The sequence below is a fragment of the Marinobacter orientalis genome (assembly GCF_004792665.1).
Taxonomy (GTDB): domain Bacteria; phylum Pseudomonadota; class Gammaproteobacteria; order Pseudomonadales; family Oleiphilaceae; genus Marinobacter; species Marinobacter orientalis.
Genome location: NZ_SRZX01000001.1, coordinates 178,709 through 203,699 on the forward strand (window position 1 = coordinate 178,709; position 24,991 = coordinate 203,699).

General features: G+C 56.1%; 23 protein-coding genes and 1 pseudogene. 14 read left to right on the forward strand and 10 right to left on the reverse strand.

Going from position 1 to position 24,991, the window contains the following annotated elements; all coding sequences use genetic code 11:
* Positions 1 to 93: 93 nt before the first annotated feature.
* The gene (locus DIT72_RS00925) at positions 94 to 966 is read left to right on the forward strand and encodes a patatin-like phospholipase family protein (RefSeq protein WP_135953335.1); all 873 of its coding nucleotides are present in this window, start codon (positions 94 to 96) and stop codon (positions 964 to 966) included.
* Here the strand turns inward: DIT72_RS00925 and DIT72_RS00930 are convergent.
* On the reverse strand, positions 959 to 1,138 hold the full coding sequence (locus DIT72_RS00930; RefSeq protein WP_135953336.1) for a hypothetical protein: 180 nt from the start codon (positions 1,136 to 1,138) through the stop codon (positions 959 to 961). The genes DIT72_RS00925 and DIT72_RS00930 overlap by 8 nt on opposite strands.
* A gap of 179 nt (positions 1,139 to 1,317) precedes the next feature.
* Between DIT72_RS00930 and DIT72_RS00935 the strand changes: the two genes are divergently transcribed.
* The 4 genes from DIT72_RS00935 to DIT72_RS00950 all read left to right on the forward strand — a co-directional run bounded on the left by DIT72_RS00935 (position 1,318) and on the right by DIT72_RS00950 (position 4,275).
* Complete coding sequence (locus DIT72_RS00935) at positions 1,318 to 1,986, forward strand: glutathione S-transferase family protein (protein WP_135953337.1); 669 nt, start codon at positions 1,318 to 1,320, stop codon at positions 1,984 to 1,986.
* Between the two features lie 97 nt (positions 1,987 to 2,083).
* The gene (locus tag DIT72_RS00940) at positions 2,084 to 2,530 is read left to right on the forward strand and encodes a phosphate-starvation-inducible protein PsiE (protein ID WP_135953338.1); all 447 of its coding nucleotides are present in this window, start codon (positions 2,084 to 2,086) and stop codon (positions 2,528 to 2,530) included.
* A gap of 73 nt (positions 2,531 to 2,603) precedes the next feature.
* Entirely contained in the window at positions 2,604 to 3,617 is a 1,014-nt protein-coding gene (gene ltaE / locus DIT72_RS00945; protein WP_135953339.1) for a low-specificity L-threonine aldolase, read from the forward strand.
* A gap of 55 nt (positions 3,618 to 3,672) precedes the next feature.
* Positions 3,673 to 4,275, forward strand: coding sequence for a class I SAM-dependent methyltransferase (locus DIT72_RS00950; RefSeq protein WP_135953340.1), 603 nt, complete (start codon positions 3,673 to 3,675; stop codon positions 4,273 to 4,275).
* A gap of 16 nt (positions 4,276 to 4,291) precedes the next feature.
* On the opposite strand, the gene DIT72_RS00955 is transcribed toward DIT72_RS00950, so the two are convergent.
* From DIT72_RS00955 to DIT72_RS00970, 4 genes are all read right to left on the reverse strand, one after another.
* Complete coding sequence (locus DIT72_RS00955; RefSeq protein WP_135953341.1) at positions 4,292 to 5,023, reverse strand: MBL fold metallo-hydrolase; 732 nt, start codon at positions 5,021 to 5,023, stop codon at positions 4,292 to 4,294.
* 57 nt (positions 5,024 to 5,080) lie between these two features.
* Positions 5,081 to 6,793 carry a DNA polymerase/3'-5' exonuclease PolX gene (gene polX / locus DIT72_RS00960; protein ID WP_135953342.1) on the reverse strand — a complete coding sequence of 571 codons (1,713 nt, stop codon included), beginning with the start codon at positions 6,791 to 6,793 and terminating at the stop codon, positions 5,081 to 5,083.
* A gap of 50 nt (positions 6,794 to 6,843) precedes the next feature.
* The gene (locus tag DIT72_RS00965) at positions 6,844 to 7,191 is read right to left on the reverse strand and encodes a c-type cytochrome (protein ID WP_135953343.1); all 348 of its coding nucleotides are present in this window, start codon (positions 7,189 to 7,191) and stop codon (positions 6,844 to 6,846) included.
* 159 nt (positions 7,192 to 7,350) lie between these two features.
* Positions 7,351 to 7,806 (reverse strand): CopD family protein, encoded by a 456-nt coding sequence (locus DIT72_RS00970; RefSeq protein WP_135953344.1) that lies wholly within the window; start codon positions 7,804 to 7,806, stop codon positions 7,351 to 7,353.
* A gap of 186 nt (positions 7,807 to 7,992) precedes the next feature.
* On the opposite strand from DIT72_RS00970, the gene DIT72_RS00975 reads away from it, so the two are divergent.
* The 4 genes from DIT72_RS00975 to DIT72_RS00990 all read left to right on the forward strand — a co-directional run bounded on the left by DIT72_RS00975 (position 7,993) and on the right by DIT72_RS00990 (position 14,862).
* Entirely contained in the window at positions 7,993 to 9,903 is a 1,911-nt protein-coding gene (locus DIT72_RS00975; protein WP_135953345.1) for a 3-oxoacyl-ACP synthase III family protein, read from the forward strand.
* Positions 9,904 to 10,385: 482 nt separating this feature from the next.
* On the forward strand, positions 10,386 to 12,377 hold the full coding sequence (locus DIT72_RS00980; protein ID WP_135953346.1) for a putative bifunctional diguanylate cyclase/phosphodiesterase: 1,992 nt from the start codon (positions 10,386 to 10,388) through the stop codon (positions 12,375 to 12,377).
* A gap of 74 nt (positions 12,378 to 12,451) precedes the next feature.
* Positions 12,452 to 14,440 (forward strand): hypothetical protein, encoded by a 1,989-nt coding sequence (locus DIT72_RS00985; RefSeq protein WP_135953347.1) that lies wholly within the window; start codon positions 12,452 to 12,454, stop codon positions 14,438 to 14,440.
* Entirely contained in the window at positions 14,440 to 14,862 is a 423-nt protein-coding gene (locus tag DIT72_RS00990) for a PIN domain-containing protein (RefSeq protein ID WP_135953348.1), read from the forward strand. Before DIT72_RS00985 ends, DIT72_RS00990 begins: the two co-directional genes overlap by 1 nt.
* 78 nt (positions 14,863 to 14,940) lie before the next feature.
* Here the strand turns inward: DIT72_RS00990 and DIT72_RS00995 are convergent, their stop codons facing one another.
* The 5 genes from DIT72_RS00995 to DIT72_RS01020 form a co-directional block, all read right to left on the reverse strand.
* Complete coding sequence (locus DIT72_RS00995; protein WP_135953349.1) at positions 14,941 to 15,576, reverse strand: hypothetical protein; 636 nt, start codon at positions 15,574 to 15,576, stop codon at positions 14,941 to 14,943.
* A complete protein-coding gene (locus DIT72_RS01000; protein WP_135953350.1) occupies positions 15,563 to 18,835 on the reverse strand; it encodes a hypothetical protein in 3,273 nt (1,090 codons plus the stop codon). The genes DIT72_RS00995 and DIT72_RS01000 overlap by 14 nt, the downstream gene beginning before the upstream one ends.
* 393 nt (positions 18,836 to 19,228) lie before the next feature.
* Positions 19,229 to 19,702, reverse strand: coding sequence for a sll1863 family stress response protein (locus tag DIT72_RS01010; protein WP_135953351.1), 474 nt, complete (start codon positions 19,700 to 19,702; stop codon positions 19,229 to 19,231).
* Between the two features lie 108 nt (positions 19,703 to 19,810).
* Positions 19,811 to 20,245, reverse strand: coding sequence for an SRPBCC family protein (locus DIT72_RS01015; protein ID WP_135953352.1), 435 nt, complete (start codon positions 20,243 to 20,245; stop codon positions 19,811 to 19,813).
* Positions 20,246 to 20,472: 227 nt separating this feature from the next.
* A complete protein-coding gene (locus DIT72_RS01020; RefSeq protein ID WP_228260755.1) occupies positions 20,473 to 21,342 on the reverse strand; it encodes a LysR family transcriptional regulator in 870 nt (289 codons plus the stop codon).
* Between the two features lie 102 nt (positions 21,343 to 21,444).
* On the opposite strand from DIT72_RS01020, the gene DIT72_RS01025 reads away from it, so the two are divergent.
* The 5 genes and pseudogenes from DIT72_RS01025 (at position 21,445) to DIT72_RS01045 (ending at position 24,970) form a co-directional block, all read left to right on the forward strand.
* Positions 21,445 to 21,822, forward strand: coding sequence for a hypothetical protein (locus tag DIT72_RS01025; RefSeq protein ID WP_135953354.1), 378 nt, complete (start codon positions 21,445 to 21,447; stop codon positions 21,820 to 21,822).
* A gap of 116 nt (positions 21,823 to 21,938) precedes the next feature.
* Complete coding sequence (locus tag DIT72_RS01030; protein ID WP_228260697.1) at positions 21,939 to 22,154, forward strand: ABC transporter substrate-binding protein; 216 nt, start codon at positions 21,939 to 21,941, stop codon at positions 22,152 to 22,154.
* 249 nt (positions 22,155 to 22,403) lie between these two features.
* Positions 22,404 to 23,917: pseudogene (locus tag DIT72_RS18380) on the forward strand (gamma-glutamyltransferase family protein).
* A 117-nt stretch (positions 23,918 to 24,034) separates the two neighbouring features.
* The gene (locus DIT72_RS01040; RefSeq protein ID WP_211578807.1) at positions 24,035 to 24,247 is read left to right on the forward strand and encodes a hypothetical protein; all 213 of its coding nucleotides are present in this window, start codon (positions 24,035 to 24,037) and stop codon (positions 24,245 to 24,247) included.
* A gap of 177 nt (positions 24,248 to 24,424) precedes the next feature.
* Entirely contained in the window at positions 24,425 to 24,970 is a 546-nt protein-coding gene (locus tag DIT72_RS01045; RefSeq protein WP_168354995.1) for a PRC-barrel domain-containing protein, read from the forward strand.
* The last annotated feature ends 21 nt before the right edge of the window (positions 24,971 to 24,991 follow it).

The following is a 24,991-nucleotide window of genomic DNA, read 5'->3' on the forward strand; positions in this document are numbered from 1 at the left end:
GATTCAATCGTGAACAATCAAGGAGAGGAATGGGTCTATTCTGTTAAAATGTCTTTGAAGCTTTCCCGCTGTCACTGCAACAGGCGCTGATCCATGAAACTCAACCCCTTTAATACCCGTATCGGTCTGGCGCTGGGGGGCGGCGCTGCCAAGGGCATTGCTCATATTGGCGTTTTGAAGGCCTTCGAGGAAGAGAAAATCCGGATTCATTGTATTTCAGGAACCAGTGCCGGGGCATTGATTGCCAGTTATTACGCTTTCGGCCGCCCGGCAGAGTCCATACTTTCGATCTGTTCCACGCTGAATCTCTCCAGGATCATCAACTTTACCCTGAAGCGCGGCGGCCTATTCAGCACGGATTCCATCCGGGAGATGATCCATCGTGATCTGGGGGATTGCAGGATCGAAGATGCCGGCATTCCGCTGGCGATTTGCGCAACGGATATCGAAACCGGCGAGCAGTTGATATTCCGGGAAGGCAACCTGGCGGATGCCGTTTGTGCATCCATGGCTGTGCCCGGACTGTTTGTGCCGGTGGAGGTAGATGGCCGCATTCTGGTAGATGGCGGGCTGGTTGAAAATGTCCCGCTTTCGCCGCTGGCGAAAATGGGGGCGGGTATTACCGTGGCGATTGACCTGAGCCATGTCAGCCGATACCCGAAACCGGTAGATACGCTTGATGTGATCAGTAATGCCATCAACATTGCTATCGACTTCAGTACCCGCAAGCAGCTGAAAAAGGCAGACATAGCGGTACCGCTGGACCTGAGCGGTTACAGTCTCACCAACAACGCCGACTGCGTGGAAGAGCTTTACATGGAAGGCTACCGGCCCATGCAGAAAAAGATCCGCCAGGTGCTGTGGTATAAGCGGATGAATGTTGTTATCAGCCTCGTGAAAGCGGTCGGGAAAGTGCTGCCCTTCAAGGTGCCCGAGGTTCTCAAAGGCCTCAAACGCCTCACATGAAGTAGTGCCGGATCAGTTGCAGCACAAGAGCCAGCGCCATCAGCGGTATGATCCACCGCGTGACTTTGCTGTAGTCCCGCGCTTCCTCCTTGGGAGCGTATTTCTCGACCAGCGGAACAATAATGATAAGGGCCAGAAAAAGTACAGCGAGAATTGCCAGCAGGGTACCCATGGCCAGTCTCCTTGTTGCCAGGGCCCGCGCCCGCTTATTCGGGCATTGGGCTGATCTGGAATTGCTTTACCCTCAGGCTACCGATTAAGGGCGATGTTGGGAATGCGCGTGAACCAGAAACCAATTTGCAGCCTACTCTGCTAATCTGCCCATTCTTTTGATACATACGGAGTTCCTGCATGATTACAGTTCACCATCTCAACAATTCCCGCTCACAGCGCATTCTCTGGATGCTGGAGGAGCTGGGAGTGCCCTACGAGATCCAGCGTTACGAGCGGGACCCCAAAACCATGCAGGCGCCTGCAAGCCTCAAAAAAATACACCCGCTGGGCAAATCACCGGTGATCACCGACGGCGACCTGGTGGTGGCTGAGTCCGGCGCCATTATCGAATACCTTGCCCACACCTACGGCAAAGACACCATGCTGCCGGAGGGCGGCGGCCAGACGTGGCTCGATTACACCTACTGGCTGCATTACGCCGAAGGTTCTCTGATGCCGCCGCTGGTCATGCGCCTGGTGTTTGAAAAGGTAAAAACCAGCCCGATGCCATTTTTTATCAAGCCAGTGGCAAAGGGCATTGCAGACAAAACCAATGAAACCTTCATCGGCCCGATGATCAAGACGCACCTGGATTTTGTCGAATCCCACCTTTCCAGAAACACCTGGTTTCTCGGGGATAAGCTCAGCGCGGCGGATATCCAGATGAGCTTTCCGTTGGAAGCCTCAGTAGCACGGGGTATCGCCGGCAAGAACCGGCCTCATATCACCGCCTGGGTGAAGAGAGTGCACGCCAGACCGGCTTACCAGCAAGCGCTCGAAAAGGGCGGAAAATATGATTTTGCCTGACCAGAGGCTGAGAGCTCAGAGCTTGACCGCAGCTTTAAGCTCTGCAGCACAAACCGGATGCCCGAGGTAATTGCTGTAAACAGAAAAAGGTTCAGTCATGAGCGATTCAGAGTTGAACACCGCGCGTCAAACTGACAACCGGAATGAAAAAAAGCCTGATATTCCAGAGCTCAGCAATGCGGAACAGCTTTTCGTTGTTGGTGGCTTCAGCGTTATCCAGAAGCTGTTGCTGATTCTGACGGGGCTGCTGACGTTGGGCGCCGCCGGGATGGAGGTCCTGGGCATCTACGAGAACGGTATCATAACCCTCGCTGATATCCTGATGATGTTTCTCTACACGGAGGTGGTTGCAATGGTGGTGGTGTCTTACACCGGGCGAGGCTCACCTTTTATTTATCCGATTTTCATCGCTATTACTGCTATAGCGCGACTGATAGTGCTGCAGGGCAAGGACATGGACCCGCAAAACATCCTGTTCGAAGCCGGGGCAATCGTGCTACTGGCTCTTGCGGCTATTGTGATTATGCGCCTGCCCCGGCGGTAATGAGCTGTAGCCATCGGCTCACACAAGCGAAAAAGGGACCTATCCCGTTTTTCCCAAACAAGGCGCCATCACCATGATTGATTTCCGCAGCGACACCGTTACACGCCCTACCGCGGAAATGCGCGATGCCATGGCCAGCGCGGACGTGGGAGACGACGTTTACGGGGACGACCCGACCGTTAACAGCCTGCAGGCCTACGCTGCCGAACGGCTGGGCTTCGAATCGGCCCTGTTTACCGCCACCGGCACCCAGGCCAACCTGCTGGCGATCATGGGCCATTGTGGCAGGGGCGATGAATACCTCTGCGGCCAGTCGGCACACAACTACCGCTATGAAGGCGGTGGCGCCGCCGTGCTCGGCAGCGTGCAACCGCAACCCATTGAAAACGAACCGGATGGCAGCATCAATCTCGATAAAGCAAAAGCCGCGATCAAGGCGGATGACATCCATTTTGCCCCTACCCGCCTGCTCTCGCTGGAAAACACCATCGGTGGCAAAGTACTGTCACTGGACTACCAGCGCCAGGCTCGCTCCTTTTGCGACGAGCACGGGCTCCTGCTCCACCTTGATGGCGCCCGGGTATTCAATGCAGCGGTGAAATCCGACTGTGATGTAACCGGGATAACCCGACACTACGATTCGGTCAGCGTCTGCCTCTCGAAAGGACTGGGGGCGCCAGTCGGATCGCTGCTGCTGGGCACAAAAACCTTTATCGACCGGACAACACACCTGCGAAAAATGCTGGGTGGCGGTATGCGCCAGGCCGGCATACTGGCCGCTGCCGGGCGAATCGCCCTGGAACAGGGGCCGCTGCGACTGTTTGAGGACCACGAAAACGCCGAATACCTGAGTGCCGGCCTGGCCCGGATTCCGCAACTGGAGATTAACCCGGCCAGCACCCAGACCAACATCGTCTACGCCCGTTGCCGGTCCGGCAAAGCCGTGCAGTTGCGCGACTACCTGGCTGACCAGGGCATCCTGATCACAGCGGGAGACCCCCTGCGTCTGGTCACGCACCTGGATGTAAACCGCCAGGATGTGGACCGGTTGCTGGAGGCCATTCGGCGTTTCTACCAACTGTTATGACCTGCTACCCGGAACCCCCGGGTTACCCATTTAATCAGGACAAAGGATTTCAGACATGAGCAATGACTATTTCGCACAAAAAGCGCAAAGCTACGAGCAGAACCCCGATCGCGTCGATAACGTATCGAACATTGCCAATGCGATACTCGCAAAGATCGAGTTGAACCGGTCGATGCACCTGCTTGATTTCGGTTCCGGGACGGGCCTTCTGCTGGAACGGCTGGCACCCCACGCCGGGAAGATTACTGCCGTCGACATCTCGCCATCCATGAACCGCCAGCTTGAGGAAAAGCGGAAAAAGCTGGACTGCGAACTTGAGATCCGGGAACTGGATCTGGAAAAGCAGGACCTGCAGAGCCGCTTCGATGGCATCATCTCCTCCATGACCATGCACCACGTTCGAGATGTCGCTGCGATGTTCCGGCGCTTTCACCAACATGTGAAACCCGGCGGGTTTATTGCCATTGCCGATCTCGAGAAAGAGGACGGCACCTTCCACACCGAGGATACCGGCGTGTTTCATTTCGGATTCGAGCAGGAGGCGATTGCCGCTGCCGCCAGAGAAGGCGGGTTCAGGAACGTACAGGTGGAATCGGTCAGCGTGATCGAGAAGGACGACAGGGACTACCCCGTCTTTTTGCTTACTGCCACCGCCTGAACCGGTTTCTCACGGCTCAGCGCAACACCCGGGTCATACCGTCATGCGCGATACAGGCCCGGACACCGCGCTCACCGGCATATTGCCGCAGAGTGGCGCCCAGCTTGCGCTCATCACCACCGACAATCTGCTCGCCGCAATGGGTGACGATCATCTCCGGAACCCCCTCCTTCCGGCACCAGGTCAGCTGGGTACGCACCGAGGTGTGGCCCACCAGGTTGCCCTCCTTGTCCTTACGCACCAGGCTCCGGTCCAGGGAGGCGCCGTCGCCGATGTAGCAGCGCACGCCGTCAAAGGCCCGCTCCCGGCCCTCGATCCAGACCACGTCCGGCGCATAGAAGACGGTGACGCGGCCGGCGTCGAGTCGGTAGCCTACCGCAGGCGCCCGGCGGGAATGGATTACCGGAAACGCCTCCACGCCGATGCCCTCGATCACTTCGCGGCGACGCGGCGCCATGGTGTGGCGCAAGCGCTCTTCGATGGGCCAGTCGGCCATGGCCTGCCAGGACTCAGTGGTAGCCCAGACGGGGCATGGCGCGCCGTCCTGAAGGCCGAACGCATGATCCGGATGGGCATGGGTGATCACCAGGGCATGGGGTTTCACCCGCCATACCTCCTGCCGCCAGTCCGCGCCGCAGTCAATCATCAGGGTCCGGCCCCGGTAGCTCACCAGGGTGGCAGTGTGACGGCGGTGGCGGTCGGTCGCCGGGTCGATGTAACCCCGTGTGCCCAGGAAAGTCAGCTTCATGGCGTTCTGGCCTCCTCTGATTAACCGATGACACGGGCAGAGATGGAATGACTGCGGTCAGCGTGCCAGTATTCCCTGTAACTGCTTCAGGGTACGGGTGTTGAGCAGGTGTTTTTTCTCCATCCAGCCCCGACGGGCCTGGGCCACCCCAAGGTGCATGAAACGCAGATGATCCGTGGCGTGGGCATCGGTTGAGACCGCCCCCAACACGCCGGCTTCCCGCAACATGCCGGCATAATGGCCGGCCAGGTCCAGCCGGCTGGGCTGGGCATTGAGTTCCAGGCAACAACCACGCTCTGCGGCCGCCTCGATGATGGCCTCCAGGTCGATCTGATAGGCCTCACGCGTGTTAATCAGCCGGCCGGTGGGGTGGCCGAGAATATTGAAGCGGGGGTTGTCCATGGCCCGCAGCACCCGTTCGGTCTGCTGCTTCTCCGACAGCTCGAACCTGGAGTGTATGGAGCAGACCGTGATATCCAGTTCATTCAGGACCTCGTCCGGCAAATCCAGCTTGCCGTCCTCGAGAATGTCCACCTCGATGCCCTTGAGCACGCGGATGTCGCCCAGCTCGTCATTCAGCTTGTCGATGTCCGCTATCTGCTGGCGCAGGCGTTTGGCGTCCAGCCCGTTGGCCATGGTCAGGCGCCTGGAATGGTCGGTGATCGCGATATATTCATAACCCAGGCGCCTGGCCGCCTCGACCATTTCCTCAAGACTGTTGCGGCCATCGGTAGCGCTGGTGTGCATATGCAGGTCGCCCCGGATGTCACTTTCCTCCACCAGGTCAGGCAGGCGACCTTCACGGGCAGCCTCGATCTCGCCCTTATTTTCCCGCAGCTCTGGCGGAATCCAGGGCAGGTTCACCTGCTCGAACACTTCGGTTTCAGTCTTTCCCGCGATGCGCTTGCGGCCACGGTAGACACCGTATTCGTTGATCTTGAGCCCGTTTTCCCCGGCCATCTTGCGGATGGCGACGTTGTGAGCCCTGGAGCCCGTGAAATAGTGCAGCGCGGCTCCAAAACTGTCCGCCTTCACAACCCGCAGATCCACCTGCAAATCCGACTTCAGGAACACCGTGGCGCGGGTCTTACCCTTTGAGGCGACTTTCGCCACCTCGGGATGGCTGGTGAAGCGTTCCATTACTGCCTTGCTGTTCTCGCTGGCCACCAGTATATCCAGGTCACCGACGGTTTCCTTGCGCCGGCGATAGCTGCCAGCCACCTCAATCCGGCTGATTTCATCAAGCTTATCCAGATACGCCACCAGCGGACCAACCACCTGTTCGGCTTCCGCGAGGCGGGTGCGGTGATCCCGATCGCTGAGCTTGCTTATCTCCTCGAGAATCCTGCTCTCCGTCCTGGCGCCGAAGCCGGCGAGCTTACGGATTTTGCCGGCTTCCGCCACCTCCTTGAGCTCCTTCAGGGAGCTGACTCCCAGCTCCTCATTCAGGGCCCGGATACGCCTGGGACCCAGCTGGTCCAGCCGCATCAGTTCGCTGAGTTGCGCGGGCATATCCTTCTGCAGCGCCTCGAGGCCGGGCAGGTTACCGGTTTCCACCAACTCTGCGATCTTGCCAGCCAGGTCGTTGCCGATGCCCTTGATGGCGCTCAGGTCCTCACCCTCGGCCACCATATCCTCAAGCGGCCGGGATGAACCCTCCACTATGCTGGCGGCGTTACGATAGGCGCGCACCCGGAACGGGTTGGCGCCCTGGATTTCCAGTAAATCGGCCAACTCGTGGAACTTGCGGGCAATCTCTGCGTTGTGCATCGTCTGGCCTCCCTGCGAGAAACCGAAAAATAAATCTGTCCCGGTTTTTCTTACTTCTCCAGCTCCAGAATCCACTTCACAAGCGTTTCGGCCTCCTCACGACTGATGTCAATGAGAACCTCCATATCCGGCATTTCAGCGTCGACCCAGTGGTCCTCTCCGCCAGTCAGCACAACCTCAACCAGCCGATCAGATTCGTCCATTGAATACCTCTGGGCGATCCTCTGGAAGGAGGGGGTTATCGCTATAGCTTCGCTTTCGTCTATAGCATGGCAGGCTGTGCACTTCTTTTCCTCAGCCAACTCCTTATTGGTCATGCCATGGGAGTCCGCAACCGCTGAGCCTGTTCCCAGGCAAAAAACACTCGCCAGCATGGCGGGTATGATTCTGGATTTCATAGCCAATTCCTCCCTGATCACCCTGATTTATTCAGACCAGATAACCACAACCGGCCCTCGACAATTCTGTCACCTCAATCTGAAACGTAGACCAGCATCGACGACCACACAAAGCGCACGGGATAAACTGAATCCGTCCCGGTTTTCGTTTCCACAGGCTTACAGATACCGCCCGCCCGCACCAACCGCCACCACGATCAGCCCGAGAATCAGATTGGTTCCCACCAGCTTGCGGATCTGTCCCACCTGGCGCCCGCCTTCCTGGGGATCCTGGTTGGCAACGGCCTGTTTCAATCTTCGGAAGGGGGCAAAATAGACGTGAAAATAGAGCAGGATCATCACAATCCCGAGCCCCTGCATGACGTGAATGTGCCATCCGGCACCAGCCATGCCACCGAACACGCTGAAGATCATCCAGTAACCGGTCACCAGCAACAGGATCACGGCCGCCCATACCCAGCGGAAAAAGCGGGACAGGGTGTGACACCAGAGTGCGCCCCGTTGCGAGGCACCAATCACCTCGACTACCGCAGGCCGCATGGCCATGTAGGCGAAAAACATACCGCCAACCCAGATCACGGCAGAGAGAACATGTAGTGCGACAGCCAGACTCATAAAGCGACTCCGGGATCAGAAACGTGTGTGATGAGCATAAGCTTCACCGGCCTCAAAGCCAACTCCCTCGACGCGATTGTCAGCCGCGAAAACCGGTGGACAACCTCCAGCGCAAATGGCGGCTATACTGCCTGTTACGCAACCTCGGGAAACCGGCGAATTATCGGGTATCAGCAAGGAGCATTCATGAAACCGTTTCGACTGAACAGACATGGAAAACTGGTGTTCCCCTCAAGCATCTTTACCGAGCTCGACTTTTCGACCATCAGCGATCTCGACCAGTTGAAGGCGATCATTCGGCGCGACTTCGAAGTGAAAGCGCCGACCGGCACCGAAATCGCCGAGCGGGCGGCTGCGGGAAGCTATGCCACGCGCTATGACCTGTTGCGCGACATCGGCCTGCACCTGTTCTGGGCGAACCGGTACGCGCTGGTTATGTATGACAAGCAGCCGATGCGCTGGCGCGATGTGCCACGGAACCGCGACGATGTCTTCGTGCCTCTGCTGCAGCCCTGGGAGGGGCGGGAAGCCAAGACCACAAGTGTCCGCGAGGCCTATGCGCAGCTACCGGCGAAGTGGAACGCTGCGGCTGAAGACGAGCTGTTCGACAGACTCTTCGACTGCTTCTCGAACAAGCTCTATCACGCAACATCACTGCCGCCGATCAAAGCCACGATTGCCGAAGCGCTTGCCACTGCCGGTGCCAGCACGACCACCCTCGGCAACTATAATCCCGACCACCCGCGCTTCAGCATCGACGACATCCTCGATGTCTCAGACCAGCAGGCCGAACTCGAGGCGCTCCGGCGCTGGTCGATGGTGCTGCATAACCAGCAGCCCTGGGACCGGAGCCAGGCCAGCCTGAAGCCACTGACCGAGATGCAGGACGACGATATCGTTGTGCTGTTTTATCCGAAAAACCGCCACGTGCTCGAATTCATCAACCGTGAAAAGAAGGGTACCACCGTTGCGAAGCAGGCGCCGACGCCAGATCCTGCCGTCGAGCCCGTGAGACCCTATCCGCCGACGGTGATCGATGACAATGCCCCGATCCAACCGAAGATCGAGGCGCTGGCCGTCCGCAAGGGTGAAGTCATCTGCTCGAATGAAGATGTGGTGCGCAACTCCCCGTCCTCATGGTCGCCGATGAGCGCGAAGGAAATTGCCGACAAAACCGGCATCGAACGGCGCCGTTACACCGCCGAGCCACTGGAGAATATCGCCCTCGAGGCGGCGCGGGCGGCAATGAAACATGCCGGTCGCGGGTCCGAAGAGATCGGGGCGGTGCTGTTCTGCTCCTGCACCTCGAGCCGACTGATTCCGTCGACTGCCACCTGGCTCTCAGGCCAGTTGGGCATCCTGCAGACCCACTGCTCGGCCGACATCGTCGCTGCATGCGCCGGCTTTCCCTATGGCGTCGCCGAAGCGGTCCGCCTGCTGCGGGAGATCGAACGTCCGGTTCTGCTGGTCATGGCCGAGAAGTTCTCGGACAAGATCGGCAATGCCCGACCGTCTCGGATGATCTTTGGCGACGGAGCCGCCGCCGTGGTGATCGCACCTTCCGACGGTGAACGCGACATCCACGTGGTCCAGACCTATGCCAGCGGGCCCGCCAGCCAGGTGAACTCGATCATCTGGCCGAATCACGATTTCGACAACGACATCACAGTCTATGGCCCCGAGGTCAAGGCATTGGTCAAGCGCTACCTGAACCAGATGATGGGCGAGCTTTCCGGGCTCGGACTCGAGATCGATATCATCGTGCCCCACCAGGCCAACAAGACCATGATCACCGAGATTACCAAGGCCCAGGGGATCGATCCTGAAGACATTTATTTCAACATATCCGAAGTCGGCAACGCCTCTGCGGCAAGCATCCCGATCGCGCTCGCCGACGCCGTCTTCGACGGGGCGATCACCAAACGTTCACTGGTCTTCGCTCCCGGCTTCGGCGCCGGAGCCGTCGGTGGCTACGTTATCCTGTCGCTGGACCCGGCGATGGTTGCGCCGGAGGTGACCACTGCCCTCGCCATGAGTCCATCGTCGATGAAGGCGCATTCCTCGATTAAAGATATCAGGGAAGCGTTTCATACATAGATGCCAAGGGCCTTTCGTGCTGACTCGTTTCGAGGTCTTGAGCGCGGAGTCTTCCCGGTCTTGGAACAGTTACTCCCTTTCTGTCTGGATCAGTTGGGCCAGTTTCATAGCGAGAGGCTCCTCCGTGATGTTGTTAGCTCCCGACCTGATCCCTAAGCGGTCAAGCTCCGGGTTCAGCGTAACCTGTTCAGCCTGATTTTGCGCACCATGTCAGGGTATACACGCCCAAAACACCTCCTGCGGTACTCTCGGCAGGCTTCACGCTTCCTGAATGACGCCATCAGAAACAATCGACTTCCGTACGTGCGGTAACAGACAGACGGTACTGCTCTCCAGAATTTAAGCTTGAAATTTTTGTGCAAAGGTTATCAGGAGGGGAGTCCGTATCAAGAGTTGGAGCCATTGGCCTACTGTCACATCCAGAGAAAATCCCATAGCCACGATCTGTTGATACCGAAACCATCTCGGAGCAGGCCAATGAAATGAACAGAGAGAGTAGTAGCTACCTTCCTACCTTCGACAATATGTGGAACTTTCAGGCATGGTCGCATTTGTCCAAGTCGGCGAGACTATTTTGCAGACTGCTGGTTATTATCGTTTTCTTGGTAACGGGCACATTCACCGTGTATATGACCGGGGGCACGAGCTACGCCTACCCGTATGTGATCCTGCTTCCGGTGCTGTTATCAGCCGTATGGTTTGGTTTATCCGGAGCAACTTTCTGTGCGATAACGGGCGGGCTTCTTCTCGGCCCGCTGATGCCTCTGGAGGTCTCAAACGGCATTTATCAATCAACGGAAAACTGGCTGGCACGAACTGCCTTCTTCTTCCTTATCGGTGCCTTTTCAGCCGGTCTTTTCCAAAGCCTTCGACATGCCAATCAGCGCCATTTGCAGGCGCTTGAAATTGATCAAAAGACCGGTCTTCGAACGCAAGCTGCCCTCATACGGGATCTGGAAGAATTGCTTTGTAAGGAGAGACAGGATAACGCTCCCTCATCCGCGATACTTCTGCTCAGAATGCAGGACCTGTGGGAAATTCTCCAAGTAATGGGGGCCGATATTGCTGAACAAGTAATAAAAGACGTAGCTGAACGAATCAGTGAAAACATTGAAACACCCCATCAAATCTACCGATTCAGCAAATCGGAACTCACAATTTTATTTTCCGCAGCCTCTCAGGAGGAAATGGGCTCCATTTTCGATGTTGCTCAAAAGATCGGTGAAGAAGAAACTATCGTGAACGGCATTCCCCTACGCGTTCAGGTTGTTGCTGGAAGTTATCTTGTTCAAGAAAACGATGACAATGCAGAAACCGTTATAAATCGCGCGAGAACCGGCCTGTCCGTTGCGATCGAATATAATTCGCCCTACCGGCGCTATGATCCGATGTTCGATCAGAAAACGGCAGAGCGCGTGCAGGTAATAGCGCGAGTTCGCGATGGACTGGCCAATCAGGAATTCCAGCTCTTCTACCAGCCAAAGATATGTTTGCGGACCGGCCAGCACGTTGGTTCCGAAGCCTTGCTACGTTGGTTTAATCATGAAAACAGAATGATTATGCCCGGACTGTTCATGCCAAAGGTCGAGAGTACGACGCTCATAGACCCTGTGACTCGATTCGTGATCGCAAGAGCCTGCGAAAACATAAAATCACAGAACCTTATGTCGGTTAGTGTGAATTTCGCTGTCAATAATTTGATGAATCCGGCTTTGATCAGGGACCTGGGAAGAATAGTATCTTCTTATGGCGTAAACCCCGAATCTCTGGAAATAGAGATTACGGAAGGTGCATTGATTCAGGATCCGGCGCTCGCAAAAGAAGCTGTAGAGAGTTTGCGCGACCAGGGCTTCAAGGTCAGTCTGGACGATTTCGGCACAGGGTATTCCTCGTTTCAGTACCTGACTCACCTGCCGCTGTCGGGATTGAAAATCGACAGGGCTTTTGTTGTTGACCTGGAAGACAGCGCCGACGCCCGCACAATCATGCAATCGATGATTTCCATGGCTCAGGCGTTAAAACTTGAGGTTACGGTTGAAGGTATTGAGACCGAGGAACAACGGAGGATTGTGGCCGACCTGGGAGCAGACCTGGCCCAGGGGTTTCATTACTCCAGACCTCTTCCCCTGCCTGAGTATCAACAATGGGCAAAGGAAAACCGGGACAAATTTATTTTCCGCAGGGAGTTTTCAGAGATGGCAGAGAGAATCGAACGAATGGCCCGGTCGGAGCTGGAAAAGCTGCATACGGGCACACTGATGAAGCGGCGCCAGGCGCTGCTGGCCTGCCCGGAGCCACCGGAACCCGTGGACCCGACCGAGCAGGCTCCCCGCGGCGATATCCTGTACAAGCACACACCGCAGTGGAATGAGGCCTATCAGGACATAAAATCGGTGCTGGCGGAACGGGAGCATGTGCCCAACAAAGCCGAACGCCGGACCATCCGCCAGGCCAGGGCAAAACAGGGAAAGTAACGCCGTAAAATAAATCTGTCCCGGTTTTCGCCCTCAGTTGACATGTCCAGAGCTTCACTGAAGGATAGGAAAGTATGAACAGAGCCAACCAGGACCCCGAAAACCGGAACAACAGCGCGTCAGCCGAGCTCCTGAAGCCACTCGACGCGGCCATCAACCGCCTTGCTGAAACCAATGCCATTGAGGGCGTCTCTCCTGTATTCGAGGTGATCGATGCGGCAAAACCCCTGATGTTCAGCCCGGAAGGTCTGGAAGCGCTTTACGAACGCGTGCCGGCCATTGAGTCGGCCGGATTCTTTGGTGGGAGCGATTGGGACTATCCCCAGACGCTGGCACCCTCCCTGGCCGCACGCACGGTTCGCCATGGAGAAGCGGCTGCAACACTGGTTGAATGCCTGAGCCAGATTCGCCTTCTGGCTGTAGCCAAAGGTGATTACATTCACCCTGCCATCTCGGCGGAACACGCCCATCACTTTCTCGCCCAGGTACTGGCGATGAATCTCGATCTGGTGGTCAGCGATCTCCAGGAGAGCGACCGGCTTCGGCCCGATCAGCTCGGCTACGCGGTCCAGAACCTGTATCACTACCTGCTACGGCATCTGGGCTATGAAGACCTCCTGGAACACCTGGTGGCCGAAGTCTGGCGGATTCTGGCGCAACGCCCCGTCCAGGTAGAGGGCGTCAAACACATGGTGACCCAGATAGCGGTCTGCCTGGAAAAACCGGACGCGCTGGGTGGCGAAGTCAGCGACGACGCGGTGCAACTGATCAACGCCGTGTTCAGCCCCACCGAGGGTTGTCGTGAAGATCCCGGTTTTGAGGTCTATTCCGAACGACTGGCGGAAATGGACGATGCCACCCTGCTGCAGGAGGCCATCGCCTTTGCCCGGGCCATGCACGGTACCGGCCTGGTGTCGGCCTACATGCCGGTGTTCATACGCTACCTGCGTGGCCGCTGGAACGAACTGATTCCCACGGCCCTGGGGCTCAGCTACACAGGTGCCGACGCCTTTCACTGCTACCCTGCGTTGATTCACCGCCTGATTGACGAAGCCCTGTTTCCGGAGACCAGCCAGTGTGCCTATGGCCTGGCGATGATGCTCGAGCGGGGCATTCTCTACTCGCCCCCGGTGGCGCCGTCCCTTTGGCGCCAGATACGCCTCCCGCTCTGCGACGCTGCAGCCGGGAAGATTGTGGCGGTTTTCGGGAGCAGCCGTTCCCCCGCATGCTTTCTGCTTGCCGACGTGCTTAATGTTCTCGGGCGCCCGCTGGGAATCGGGCAGGGGAACTATCCCACCTGTCAGTCCACGCGAGCCCTGTCGATGTGGGCCTACAACATGCCGGCAGAACTGCTGCGAATCCTTGCCTGGGCGGCGCGCGATGATGAAATCGTGATGCGCTTTGAAGGTAACAGTATATCCTCGCGTGAACTCGGCGCTGGACTTGCGACCGAGCCGCCAGTGGACGTGGATGCGGTATCCCTGCTGACGGTACCGCACCTGGATCGCATCTATTTTGAAATGGGGCGGCGCAGTGTCGGGCGCGGAGAAGATCCACACAAATGGGTCAACGCAGAATTCCATGGCGATCATGTCGGCCATGGATTTCGCATTGCCGTCGACGTTTTTACAGGTGGCCTCAAGGACTTCGACGGGTTCATTCGCGATTTTTATGCCGCCTATCACCCCTTCTACAACGGCAACATCCCGGTCATCAATCCACAACCGGCCGGTATCGCGGTGACCGATAGCGCCACGCGCTTTCTTGGCTGGCACGCCATTACCATCCAGCGCCTGGCACTGGATGCGGACAAAACCATGCGCGTCTACTTTTTCAATCCCAACAACGACAGTGGACAGAACTGGGGCCAGGGCATCGTCACCTCAACCCAGGGTCACAGCGAGCGTTATGGTGAAGCCTCGTTACCGGTGGCCGAGTTTGTTTCCCGCCTGTACGTATTTCACTACGACCCGCTTGAAAAGGGTGAGCCGGGCGATGTCCCGGCCGATGAAGTCAACCGCGCCATGCAGCTGGCGAAAGACAGTTGGGCGATGGGGCGCTGATGGCAAAGGACGTTATCCTTGATACCAACGTGCTGGTGGCGGCCGGCTTCAACCGACACAGCGCCTCAGCAAAAATCCTCGGCCTGGTCCGCGAGGGCAAGCTGCGGATGATCTGGAACCGCCAGACCCGGGGCGAGATCGAACATATTCTGGGCAAGATTCCGGCGCTGTCAAAGCGCGACAGCAAGGCCCTGTTCCGCGAGAACGCGCGCTTCCGGGGCCGGACCGATCCGAGCCGCTTCCGCTACGTGCCAGATCCCGCCGACCGCAAGTTCGCCGCCCTGGCGGACGCCAGCGGCGCTACCCTGATCAGCAACGATGACGATCTGTTAGGAGGCCGCAGGCGGGCGCGGGTACCCATCGTCACGCCGGGGGAATTCCTGCGTCGGGGCCGGAAAAAAAACAGGGGTGAGCCTGCCTGAAGCCGCTCCGAAACCAGATCTGCCCCGGCTTCACTACACAAATCAGAGGACACAAACCCAGCCGAGCCTTGATCACCGCTATTTAACCCCGGCGGTAAAAGATCCCTGATCAACTTCAACTCCTAGCAACTCCGAAAGGCTTCCGCCGTTACTGATGTAATTGAGAACCTGAGGGGCACCAGCAGATGCTCTTTGAGACATCAAAATCTCCCCATCTGCTCCTGCCGCCCAGGTACCAACAGCTGGCGTCATTCCAAAGGCAGCAATACTACAGTGAAAATCAAACGCATCAACTCGCTCCAAAAAGCCTCTGCTTCCCATGCATCCGGAGGGAGCCCATCCCTGCACTTGCACCTTATCGGTAGCGTCAACAACCGCATTGTCCAGACGAATCCGATAGTCGCCCAAAATATTTGACGACTGCTGATGAGAGACCGCGTAAGCGACAAAATCAGCGCGAAGATCGAGGTAATGAATGTAAACAATCCTGTTTCCACCATCCCGAGCATAATCACCGGCACCAATACCAAAATCTCCGAAACGCGTCATGTGAGCAAACTTTGGGGATCCGTCACAATTTGGATACAAGCTGCTATAACAAATAATATTCAGTTCGGAGTTCGGAATCAGTGACTGCCCGTTCACCTCTAACCACTTTTCCGCCGATAACCTGAGCTCCACGCTCTCTGACTTGATGAAATCAACTGCGAGCACGGCTCAGAATCTCGCGCCACCCTTCAGGATTGGTTACAGGGTCATACAAAGCAGCTGAACCGGAGAGCGTATTTGGTCGCGCAAAAAGTCTGTCCGTGTACGACTCATTCACCATAGCTACCAGCCATTCAGATCCGACACCATCAACCAGAATGGCTGCACCGTGGACGCTGCCTGGTGCGACAGCAATTAATTTGCCGCCTTTATAGATTTCATTGGAAAAGCCTTCTTCTCCAAAATACCTTGAGGAAGGTCCATTCCAACTTAGAATTTTTGTTGGAGTATCGCCTATGTATTGCCCTTTCCAGTCGATATTCCCGAAAGTCGCATTCTCCACACTTGTAGCGTTCCAACCACCGTCATAGGTCAAAAACTTTGCGCCTGCTGCCGTCCGGGCCACCAAACCATGATCGTCCCGCTCCTTGAGTTCGAAAGTCTTGGCCTGAACAACCTGGCCCTTCGTGCCTATTGCCTGAATCGAAAGGAATACCCGCTCACCGGGCAAACCCGATACCGTAGCAGCTCGTTGCGCTCCTCCGAATTCAGCTAACTTCTTCCACGCAGCATTTTCATGATTGTTTTCTTTCTGCTGCGCCAGGACGGGGTCTTGTGTGAGATATACATCAAACCGCTGAATGAATGGTTCATCGGCCGGGTCAACTGACCACTCGATGTCAGCAGTTGGGGGGTCTTCCGATCTCCTGAACGCCTCTACTATCTCGGGAGCCGAGATCTTTTTCGGAACCACGTTCACGTCGATACGCCGAAAAGGCACTGCAGTCCCAGGTGATGCCTCCCCGACCTGAGAAAGCTGAACAATATTCCTGTACTCCCTTATTTCTCGCGACCCGAGGTTGTTGAATGTCACCAAAAGCGTTTGAGTCTCACCCGGCGCCAGTTCGCCATCGTCTGGATAGACTGCCAGGTAACTATCAGCCTGGTACTCCACGCGCCAGGTCAGTGACTGCTGGCCCGCATTCTCGATGGAAATTGCCCGAACAATATCTTCAGTACTCCCCTCTTCGATAGTTTCAGATATTCCATTGCCATTTACCAACATGGCGGCGGGAGCAGGACCGCACGTATTTATTTTATTCTCAAAAATCTTGCCTTCCTTCATGCCTAATGAGACTCGAAGATCGTCTGGTTTAAATCCGACAACTTCAAAGAATTTCTCTCCGCCTGTAGCTTCCCACTTCAAGACGCTTTCCAGCCCCGCATAGATGCCATATTTAAGCGATTCACTGCACTCAGAGGTTAAATCATAGGACGACCGCGTCTCGGAATAACCCTGAATATCAATCGTAGGTCCCATCAGGTCATATATCTGGACAGTGGGTTGCGCTCCCGCATACATCCGGAACCTCGCCTGCCCCTCAATAATTGGCTTAACCGGGCTCCAGTCACTGTTATAACCGCTCGAATACTCAAATCCCGCCTCCTTTGAATAATAAAGGCCTGCGAAAACGGATGATTCCATGGAGGATTTGAGTCCCAACTGCCCCGACACCTGGCCATTCGCCCCCAGGTAAACGTCAACATACGGTTTCAGATAAACGGGAACAAAATCTATCAAAAAACTCGTCCTGCCAAGATTTAAACGACCGAGACGTCGCCGTATCACGTCATTGCCATCTGCATCCTTCCGAGTCTTCAAAGACCCAGTGGACGAAACTGTAATGTTTGCCTCATTACTGATGGACGGCGAGACTTTGAAGAACTTCAGCCCCTCCCCGAATTCGTAGGATGCGCTCACATCAAGCTCAAATTGCACATCAAGACTGCCGGAAAGTTCAATCGCTTCTCCGCCGACTTCCCATACGTTGCCGTCCTCAAAGAGCGGTGTACTGCCTGATGCGGTAGGCTCTATAGCCAAACCAATAACCGATGGGTCACTGCTGGGCTGAACCAGTAACTTATAGGGCTGTAAATTGATTGGCTGCGCGGATGGTGTAACCGGGTACTCAATAGACTCTACGTCGTCCGCAGTATATGCCTTGCTGAATGTCCCGGTTCCTTTTTTAACGACGTCTGTCAGCGTCGCTTGCCCATAACCAAACTCAACCGAATCCCCATGGTTGATAACGTCCTGCACGCTGACCAGCAGAGGCTTATCGTTGATAATGAGCGATACCTTATTGCCCGGGGAGAGATTGATTAATCGATTTTTCATGGTCACATCGGAGGGCAGGTCGACCGTAATCCTGTCTTGCGTGACCTCACCACTGAGGCCTTCACCAAGGCCGACATAATCAGCTGCAATACTCACCTCTTTGTAGCCAAAGTTGATTTCCACCACCCGATCACGCAGAAACGTTTCCAGTTCACAGCGGGTCATATCTGCGCTGACCCGGTCACAGCCATTCCATCCCAATATCTGGCTATCAGAATCCGGGTAGGCCGCTAAGTAGTAACTATTGGAGCGATTTTTCGAGACATGAAAGCGTGTCTTTATGTCGGCCGGCTCGTAAACCCTTTCACCATGCTCGTCCAGGACGTAACCGGCGCCGAAACCCACCACAGTAATACCGACGTGACTGGAAATTGTCTCGTCCTGAGCTAAAGAAACGTTTCCACCAAACAGATTTTCAATTTCCGTATCAAGGTCTTCGGCGGAAGCGCCCGACAAAACCCGCTCAACATAGCTTTTCGAGTCACAACATACCGTTGCGAAATCAAAAGCGAGACTGGCGGTGTGCCGGGGATCATCCGGATTGAAATCAAGGACATCTCGATACGTGACGACCCCGTCTCCATTCAAGTCGCCGTTGAGAAACAGGTCTGCCAGATAGTTCAAATAGTTAACAGAATCCGACCGTTCCGACCTTCGCACGTATGCGCTTGAGATCCTCCAGACAAGGTCGGACATCGGAGTTACGTTGATCCCCTTACGAAGATCTTCGGCAGAGGCGATCGCAAACCTTTGTGCACCTTCGGATACCGCCAATGACTCATTGCTGATGTCTTCGCCACCGGTAACCTTTATTACCACCAATTCCTCCGGTTGCGGTTCCGTGGCATCCACTTTCCACTGACTTGGCCGCAAGCCATCCGTACCGTCACTTACCATTGTTTGGGAATAGGTTCGAGTGCCAGAAAGATCAGTGATGACAACATCGCCACCTGTATCTTTCAGAAAGAAGGCATTGCTGATACCGGGAGAGTCATCCAGACCCGAAGACGAGTTACCGCGACAGCCAGGGAGCATTAAAGAAAAGATCAGAAGAACGAGAAACTTCGAAGAAAATCGAATTGGCATGTTAAGTCCTTTTATTTACCACAAAAGCATTCCCTTCCAGGAAGCGCACCTTGCCTTATAGTCAGGTGGTGCCGGAAGGAACAAGGACTCAACTCTCAGATTTTTTGCATTATTTTACATGTTGCGAGGGACTTTATCCTGGGTTAAACCATTGGTGAGTGGTACTACAGCGTATTTCCACCGGAACCTTCACTGGCGATAACGACCAGCGTGAGGGTTGCTGTCATGGCTGCATTGGCAGCGTTTGCGGAAGTTTGGTGGATCACCTGCAAAGGGAAGTGTCACCCGGCACCCAAGGCAGCTTTCGCCCGAAAGACCAGTTTGTGGCGCGGGTTCTGAATACGTTCGGCATGATCAGATCGAAAAAATGAACCTGTTCCGGTTTTGGCCCTGTCAGTTGTCTCCGACGGCCTGGCGGACCTTCTGCTCTGCGCCCTGCCAGGCCTCGGAGAGTTGGTCGAAGGCGTCGTTGAAGCCCTCCTTCATGGACTCCCAGGTAAAATCGGGGCTGTCCTGCATACGCTGGTACCATTCCGTCACCCGTGACCGCTCCCGGTGCAGAGATGCCAGCGCGGTCTGTGCCTGGGCCCGGGCTAACCTGTCGGCCGTATCCCGTCCCTCCTCCAGACGGTTCTCCAGTGTCTCTATACGGGCATCGATGGCGCCGAGAACGTCCTCGATGTCCGTCATCAATCGTTCCCGCCGCTCGCTGGTGAAATCCGACAGCTCCTGATCAAGGTTCTCCACCTCCTGGCGCAACGACTCTGCGGCTGCATCACCGTCATCCTCCGCAGCGTACCCTGGGGCCAGTGGCATCACCAAGGCCAGCAGCAAGGCGCTGGCCTGTAATCGCAATGGGGATCGCACGGTCTGGTACCTCCTATGAATCAAAATGGAAAATCTCCGTCGCTCTGATAATCGGTTCATACGTTCAAACTTATCGGCGGTGCCAAACCCAAGGCCCAATACCAAACCCTAAAGCCGCTCGATAGCCCTGAGCAGAGAACTGAAAGCTTTCGAAAAGCTGCGCTCAGCCAATCGGTCCATCAACCCGCCAAGCAAGGGAACCTGCACGTGCCCCTCGGAAATCCAGTGAACGCGGGTCTGTTCACCCTCGGACTGTAAAACAATCTCACCCTTGGTGTGCTGAACGGAAAACGGGCTCGATTTTTCGATGCGATAGTGCATCCTGTTTGGCCTCTCATACTGCGTAATGCGCTCGGTCAGTTCAAGTCGGCCCGCTCCGATAATCCGCAGGGCGCCCGTACCATTTTTCTCGTCTTTACCTTCCTCGACCAGCACAGACCTGTCGACGCCGGGGAACCGATCGTAGCGGGCATGATCCGAGATGGCCGTGAAAACCGTGTCGATATCTTTGGCAAGAACCTGCTCAACGTGGATGCGAAACATGGTTACTCCTGAAAATCCGGGCTGACTAACAAGATACGCTTACGCTTCTACAAATGAATGGGTTTTCTTTAATTTTCAGGCAAACCGGGACAGATTGATCTAATCCCGGTTTTCAGTTCACAAGTCGTTAGGGGCGGTCCAGCGGCTTGCTGGCAATCGGTGTAAGCCGTCACCCGTTTTCGACGTCTTTACTGGCAGGCTTTTAAAGCTTTTTCTGAACGAGTTTCTCACAGTCTTTTTGCCAGATCCCTTACAGAGTCCCTGAGCCAGGTATGGGCCGGATCACCGTTGAATGAACGATGCCAGGCCATGAAAACATCGAAAATGGCGCCCGGAAAGGGGAAAGGCAGTATACGGATGGCCTCACGCTCCATGAAATAATCGGCCATGCGTCGGGGGAGTGTGGCAATAGCGTCGGTCGCCTCTACAAGACGCGGTATCGCGACATATTGATTGACACTGGCAGCAATACGCCGGTTCTCGATAAGCTGCATACCGGGAATTCGCTCAAGCAGAGTGTGGCTGCCTTCGCCAATCGCCAGCACTACATGTCGTTCACCCAAAAACTGTTCCACACTCAAGAATCCGCCAAGACGCGGATGGTCTTCCCTGCAGATCACTACCAACTCCTCGGTCACAAGTTCACAGCTTTCGATACTGACGCTCACGGGCCTGCGAACGTCAAACAGGAGATCCAACCGGGCCTGTTCGAGCCTGGCGATCACCGCCGGATCCGTATTGGGCTGATTCTGCACGGTCAGCGCACCGCTGTATCCCGCAAACACATGCAAGAGCTCAGGCAGCAGAAGGTGCTCCCCATAGTCCCCCATGGCCAGCTTGAAGTTCCTTTCCGAACTGTCGGGATCAAAGAACTCCTTCGACCCCACGACAGCCCGGATGGTGGATAAGGCCAACCGGATCTCCGGATATATCTGCACCGCGTAGTTACTCGGCCGCATTCCATTCCCGCAACGCACGAATACTTCATCTTTAAGCGTCAGCCGCAGACGGGAGAGTGCCTGGCTGACGGCCGACTGGGTCATTCCGAGCTTGCCTGCGGCGGCAGGGACAGTCGTGGCGAAATCAGTGCCAGCCAGACGTTTGTTGAAAACTGGGCATGGTGGCTGATTTTACCCAACTACTGGTTCGGCCTGGCTTGCCTGTACCTCGGGCTTTACGAGGTTTTCCTGTGGGGAACCGTGTCGAAAGTGATCTGGGGTATGCATGTGCACACCAACTGGAAATGGCAGTACGATCTCTGGGCGCTTAATCATGACAGTGCGCTTGTCCGTAATGGCATGCATGCCCTTTGCCACGTGTTTACCTTCCCGAACATGCACCACCATCACCACAGCCGTTCGGCAAACTCAGCCAAGAACATGACCAACTTCATATCGGTCTTTGACTGGCTACTTTGGGGCACACTCAAAATTGAAACCGAGCGCCCGAAGGTCTACGGTTGGCGACAGTACGATGCCGAGGCAAACAGCGTACTGCATCGTTTCTTTCACAGTGCGGACCCTGTCCGGGAGCGGAATCATCCGAAGGAAGCGGCTGCAACCGTGAGCCAGGATTGAGAAAACCGGCGAAAACCGGGACAGATTTATTTATTACTGATTTATTTATTACTTTGGGCGAATGATTCACCAACTCCCCTGTTTGGGAACCCGGCCTGGCACGGTATCGTGCTGGCATGAACTATCCCCAGCGCATTGTCTGCCTCACTGAGGAAACCACAAAAACCCTCTACGCCATCGGCGCGAAGGACCGCATCGTCGGCATATCCGGATTTACCGTCAGGCCAGAACGAGCGCGGAAAGAAAAGCCGAAAGTCTCCGCCTTCACCTCCGCCAGGATAGGCGGAATCCTGGACCTGGAACCGGACCTTGTCCTGGGATTCGCTCGATGATCCGGACCCTTGGCGGCATGCTGGGCCTCTCCGCCCAGACCGACGCCTACGCCCATGAACTGGCCGCCAGGGTTGAGCGGATCAGCAGAAAATAAATCTGTCCCGGTTTTCTGGGCAACTGATCTGCCCCAGGCTCAGACTACCGAGCGCGAAATGGTCGTCACGGCAAACCCCCTGGCCACGGCAGCCGGCGCCAAAATTCTCAAAAATGGTGGTACCGCGGCAGATGCCATGATTGCGGTGCAGACCATGCTCAGCCTGGTGGAGCCCCAGTCAAGCGGGCTTGGTGGCGGAGCATTCATCGTTTATTACGATGCTGAGACTGGCACCACGACTACTATCGATGCCCGTGAAACCGCACCAATGGCGGTGGATGAGTCGCTTTTCTTGAATGAGGAAGGCAATTCAATCGGCTTTATAAATGCCTGGCAGAGTGGTCTGTCCGTGGGCGTGCCGGGCGTCCCGCGAATGATGGAGTACATGCATACGCAATATGGCCGGCTTCCCTGGCAGCGCCTGTTCGTACCGGCGATCACCCAGGCCCAGAAAGGCTTTTCTCTGACCCAGCGTACCAGTGATCAGGTCGCCGGCCTTCTGGCCCGCAATGCATCCTGTGAAGATCGGTTATTTTTCCGTGACCCCACCGCCTTCAATTACTTCGTTGACAGCGAGACCTGCGAAGCCAAGCCTGCCGGTACACTTATCAAAAACCGGGATTATGCCGAAACGCTAAAGCTGCTGGCTCGTGATGGAGCAGATACCTTCTACACCGGCTCTATCGCACAGGACGTCGTTAGTGCCGTCCAGAACGATCCTAACATTCCCGGATCAATAAGCCTGGCCGACCTGGCCGATTACCAGGTCATCGAACGGCCGTCGGTCAGATCATGGGTGTGCTGGAGCATGTCGATCTGCAAGACATGAATCCGCTTGATGAGGAAGTGGTTCATCTTTTTACCCAGGCGATGCGCATCGCGTTCGCCGATCGGAACAAGTATGTTGCGGACAGCGATTTCATCACCGTGCCGGTTGAAGGCATGCTGGACAAAGATTACCTTGAAACCCGCGCTGCGCTGATTGGTGAGAATGACCTTGGCGTAGTTGATCCGGGTACGCCCCCCGGTGTGTTTGATCCGTCTGCTCCGGGCATGGATGAGCCGGGCGCGGGCACCAGCCACGTCTCCATTGTCGATCGGTTCGGCAATGCGCTATCCATGACCACGACCATCGAGAGCTCGTTCGGCAATGGCGTAATGGTGGCTGGCCGCGGATTTCTGCTCAATAACCAGTTAACCGATTTCAACTTCCAGCCCACTTCCAGTGCCGGCGAACTGATTGCCAACCGGGTACAGCCCGGAAAACGGCCCCGCAGCTCGATGGCTCCGACCATTGTCCTTGATCTGGATGGCCAGGTTTCGCTGGTCACCGGCTCGCCGGGCGGCTTCCGGATCATTGGTTACACCGCCAAGACCATCATGAACGTGTTTGATTTTGGACTTGACCCACAGGAAGCCATCAATGTGCCTCATTACCAGAATACGAACAGCAGCAGTCCAACCTCAGCAACCGTTCTGGAGGCACCCATTTCAGGCGTGACGCTGGACTATGATGTCGCCGCGCTTGAATCCGATCTGGAAGAAGGCAGGGGGCATGCCGTTGGTGTCACGACCCTGACAAGCGGCTTGTCGCTGATACAGGTCACCCCGAGCGGTCTTGTTGGTGGAGCCGACATGCGCCGTGATGGCGCAATTGGAGGGCGCTAGGCTGCAATACGCAAACGTTGCTTTGAACAAAAGGGCCGGCCGGGTTATGGGCCGGCTGCACTGACGGATGGGCCGGACGCATTGTGTGAGATCATTGGCAACTACTGAGCCCGATTCGTGACAATCGACCGTGAACGCCTGGCAGCCCTTGCCGCGAAACCCCATTTCCACCGGGGCAGGTATCACAACCTGGAGCGCATACCCCACCGTGGTCTGGGGGATGTCCTGCGCTGGCAACTGGCCCCCGGCCGCCGTTTCCCGCAGGGTAAACGCTGCACGCTGCTGCGCCCGGACGATCCAGGTTACCCCATTAACCGGAGCCCTCCTTAGCGCCCTAGCGCACCGACTGACCAACTCCCTCAAGGTAGGATAGGAACTCATCCTGAATTCGCTATCTCGTGGCGATTCAGTCTACCTGTCGGCATAACGCCGTGGAGAAAAGCTGTGATGAAGCGGTCAGGGACGACGTTTTGTCCTCCTGACACATCCGATTCGAAGGAGAATCCTATGAAAAAACTACATTCACTCCTGTTTTATGCATTGCTCACACCGGCCATAACGCTGGGTTCAGGTGCTGTGCTCGCCGCACAAGGCAGCAGCGAGAATACTGATATGGGAGAGCAGAGTATGGGCCACGATGCTGCCCCGGCTATGCAGGGCCCTGAACACGACAAGAACGTCACTAAATCCAGATACAATACTGACGAACTAGCGGATGAGAAAATGGGCGACCCGTCTCGCGTGCAGAACAAGGACTACATGAATTCTCTGCCAACTAACGGCCTGGTGGCGAGCGACCTGATTGGTGCTGAGCTCAAAACCAGTGATGACCAGAGTGTGGGTGAGATCGGCGACCTGATCATTGACCAGGATGGCAGGGTCGCGGCTGTTGTAGTCAACGCTGGCGGTTACCTGGGCATGGGAGAGAAGCACGTGGCCATTGGTTGGAACGCCGTGAAGATATCCGGCAACCCTGATAATCCGGACCTGCGAGTGGACATGACAGCCGATGATCTGCAATCTGCACCGAGTTATGAAAAGTCGCCTGATTGAGCGCCAGATCGCCTCGATTCA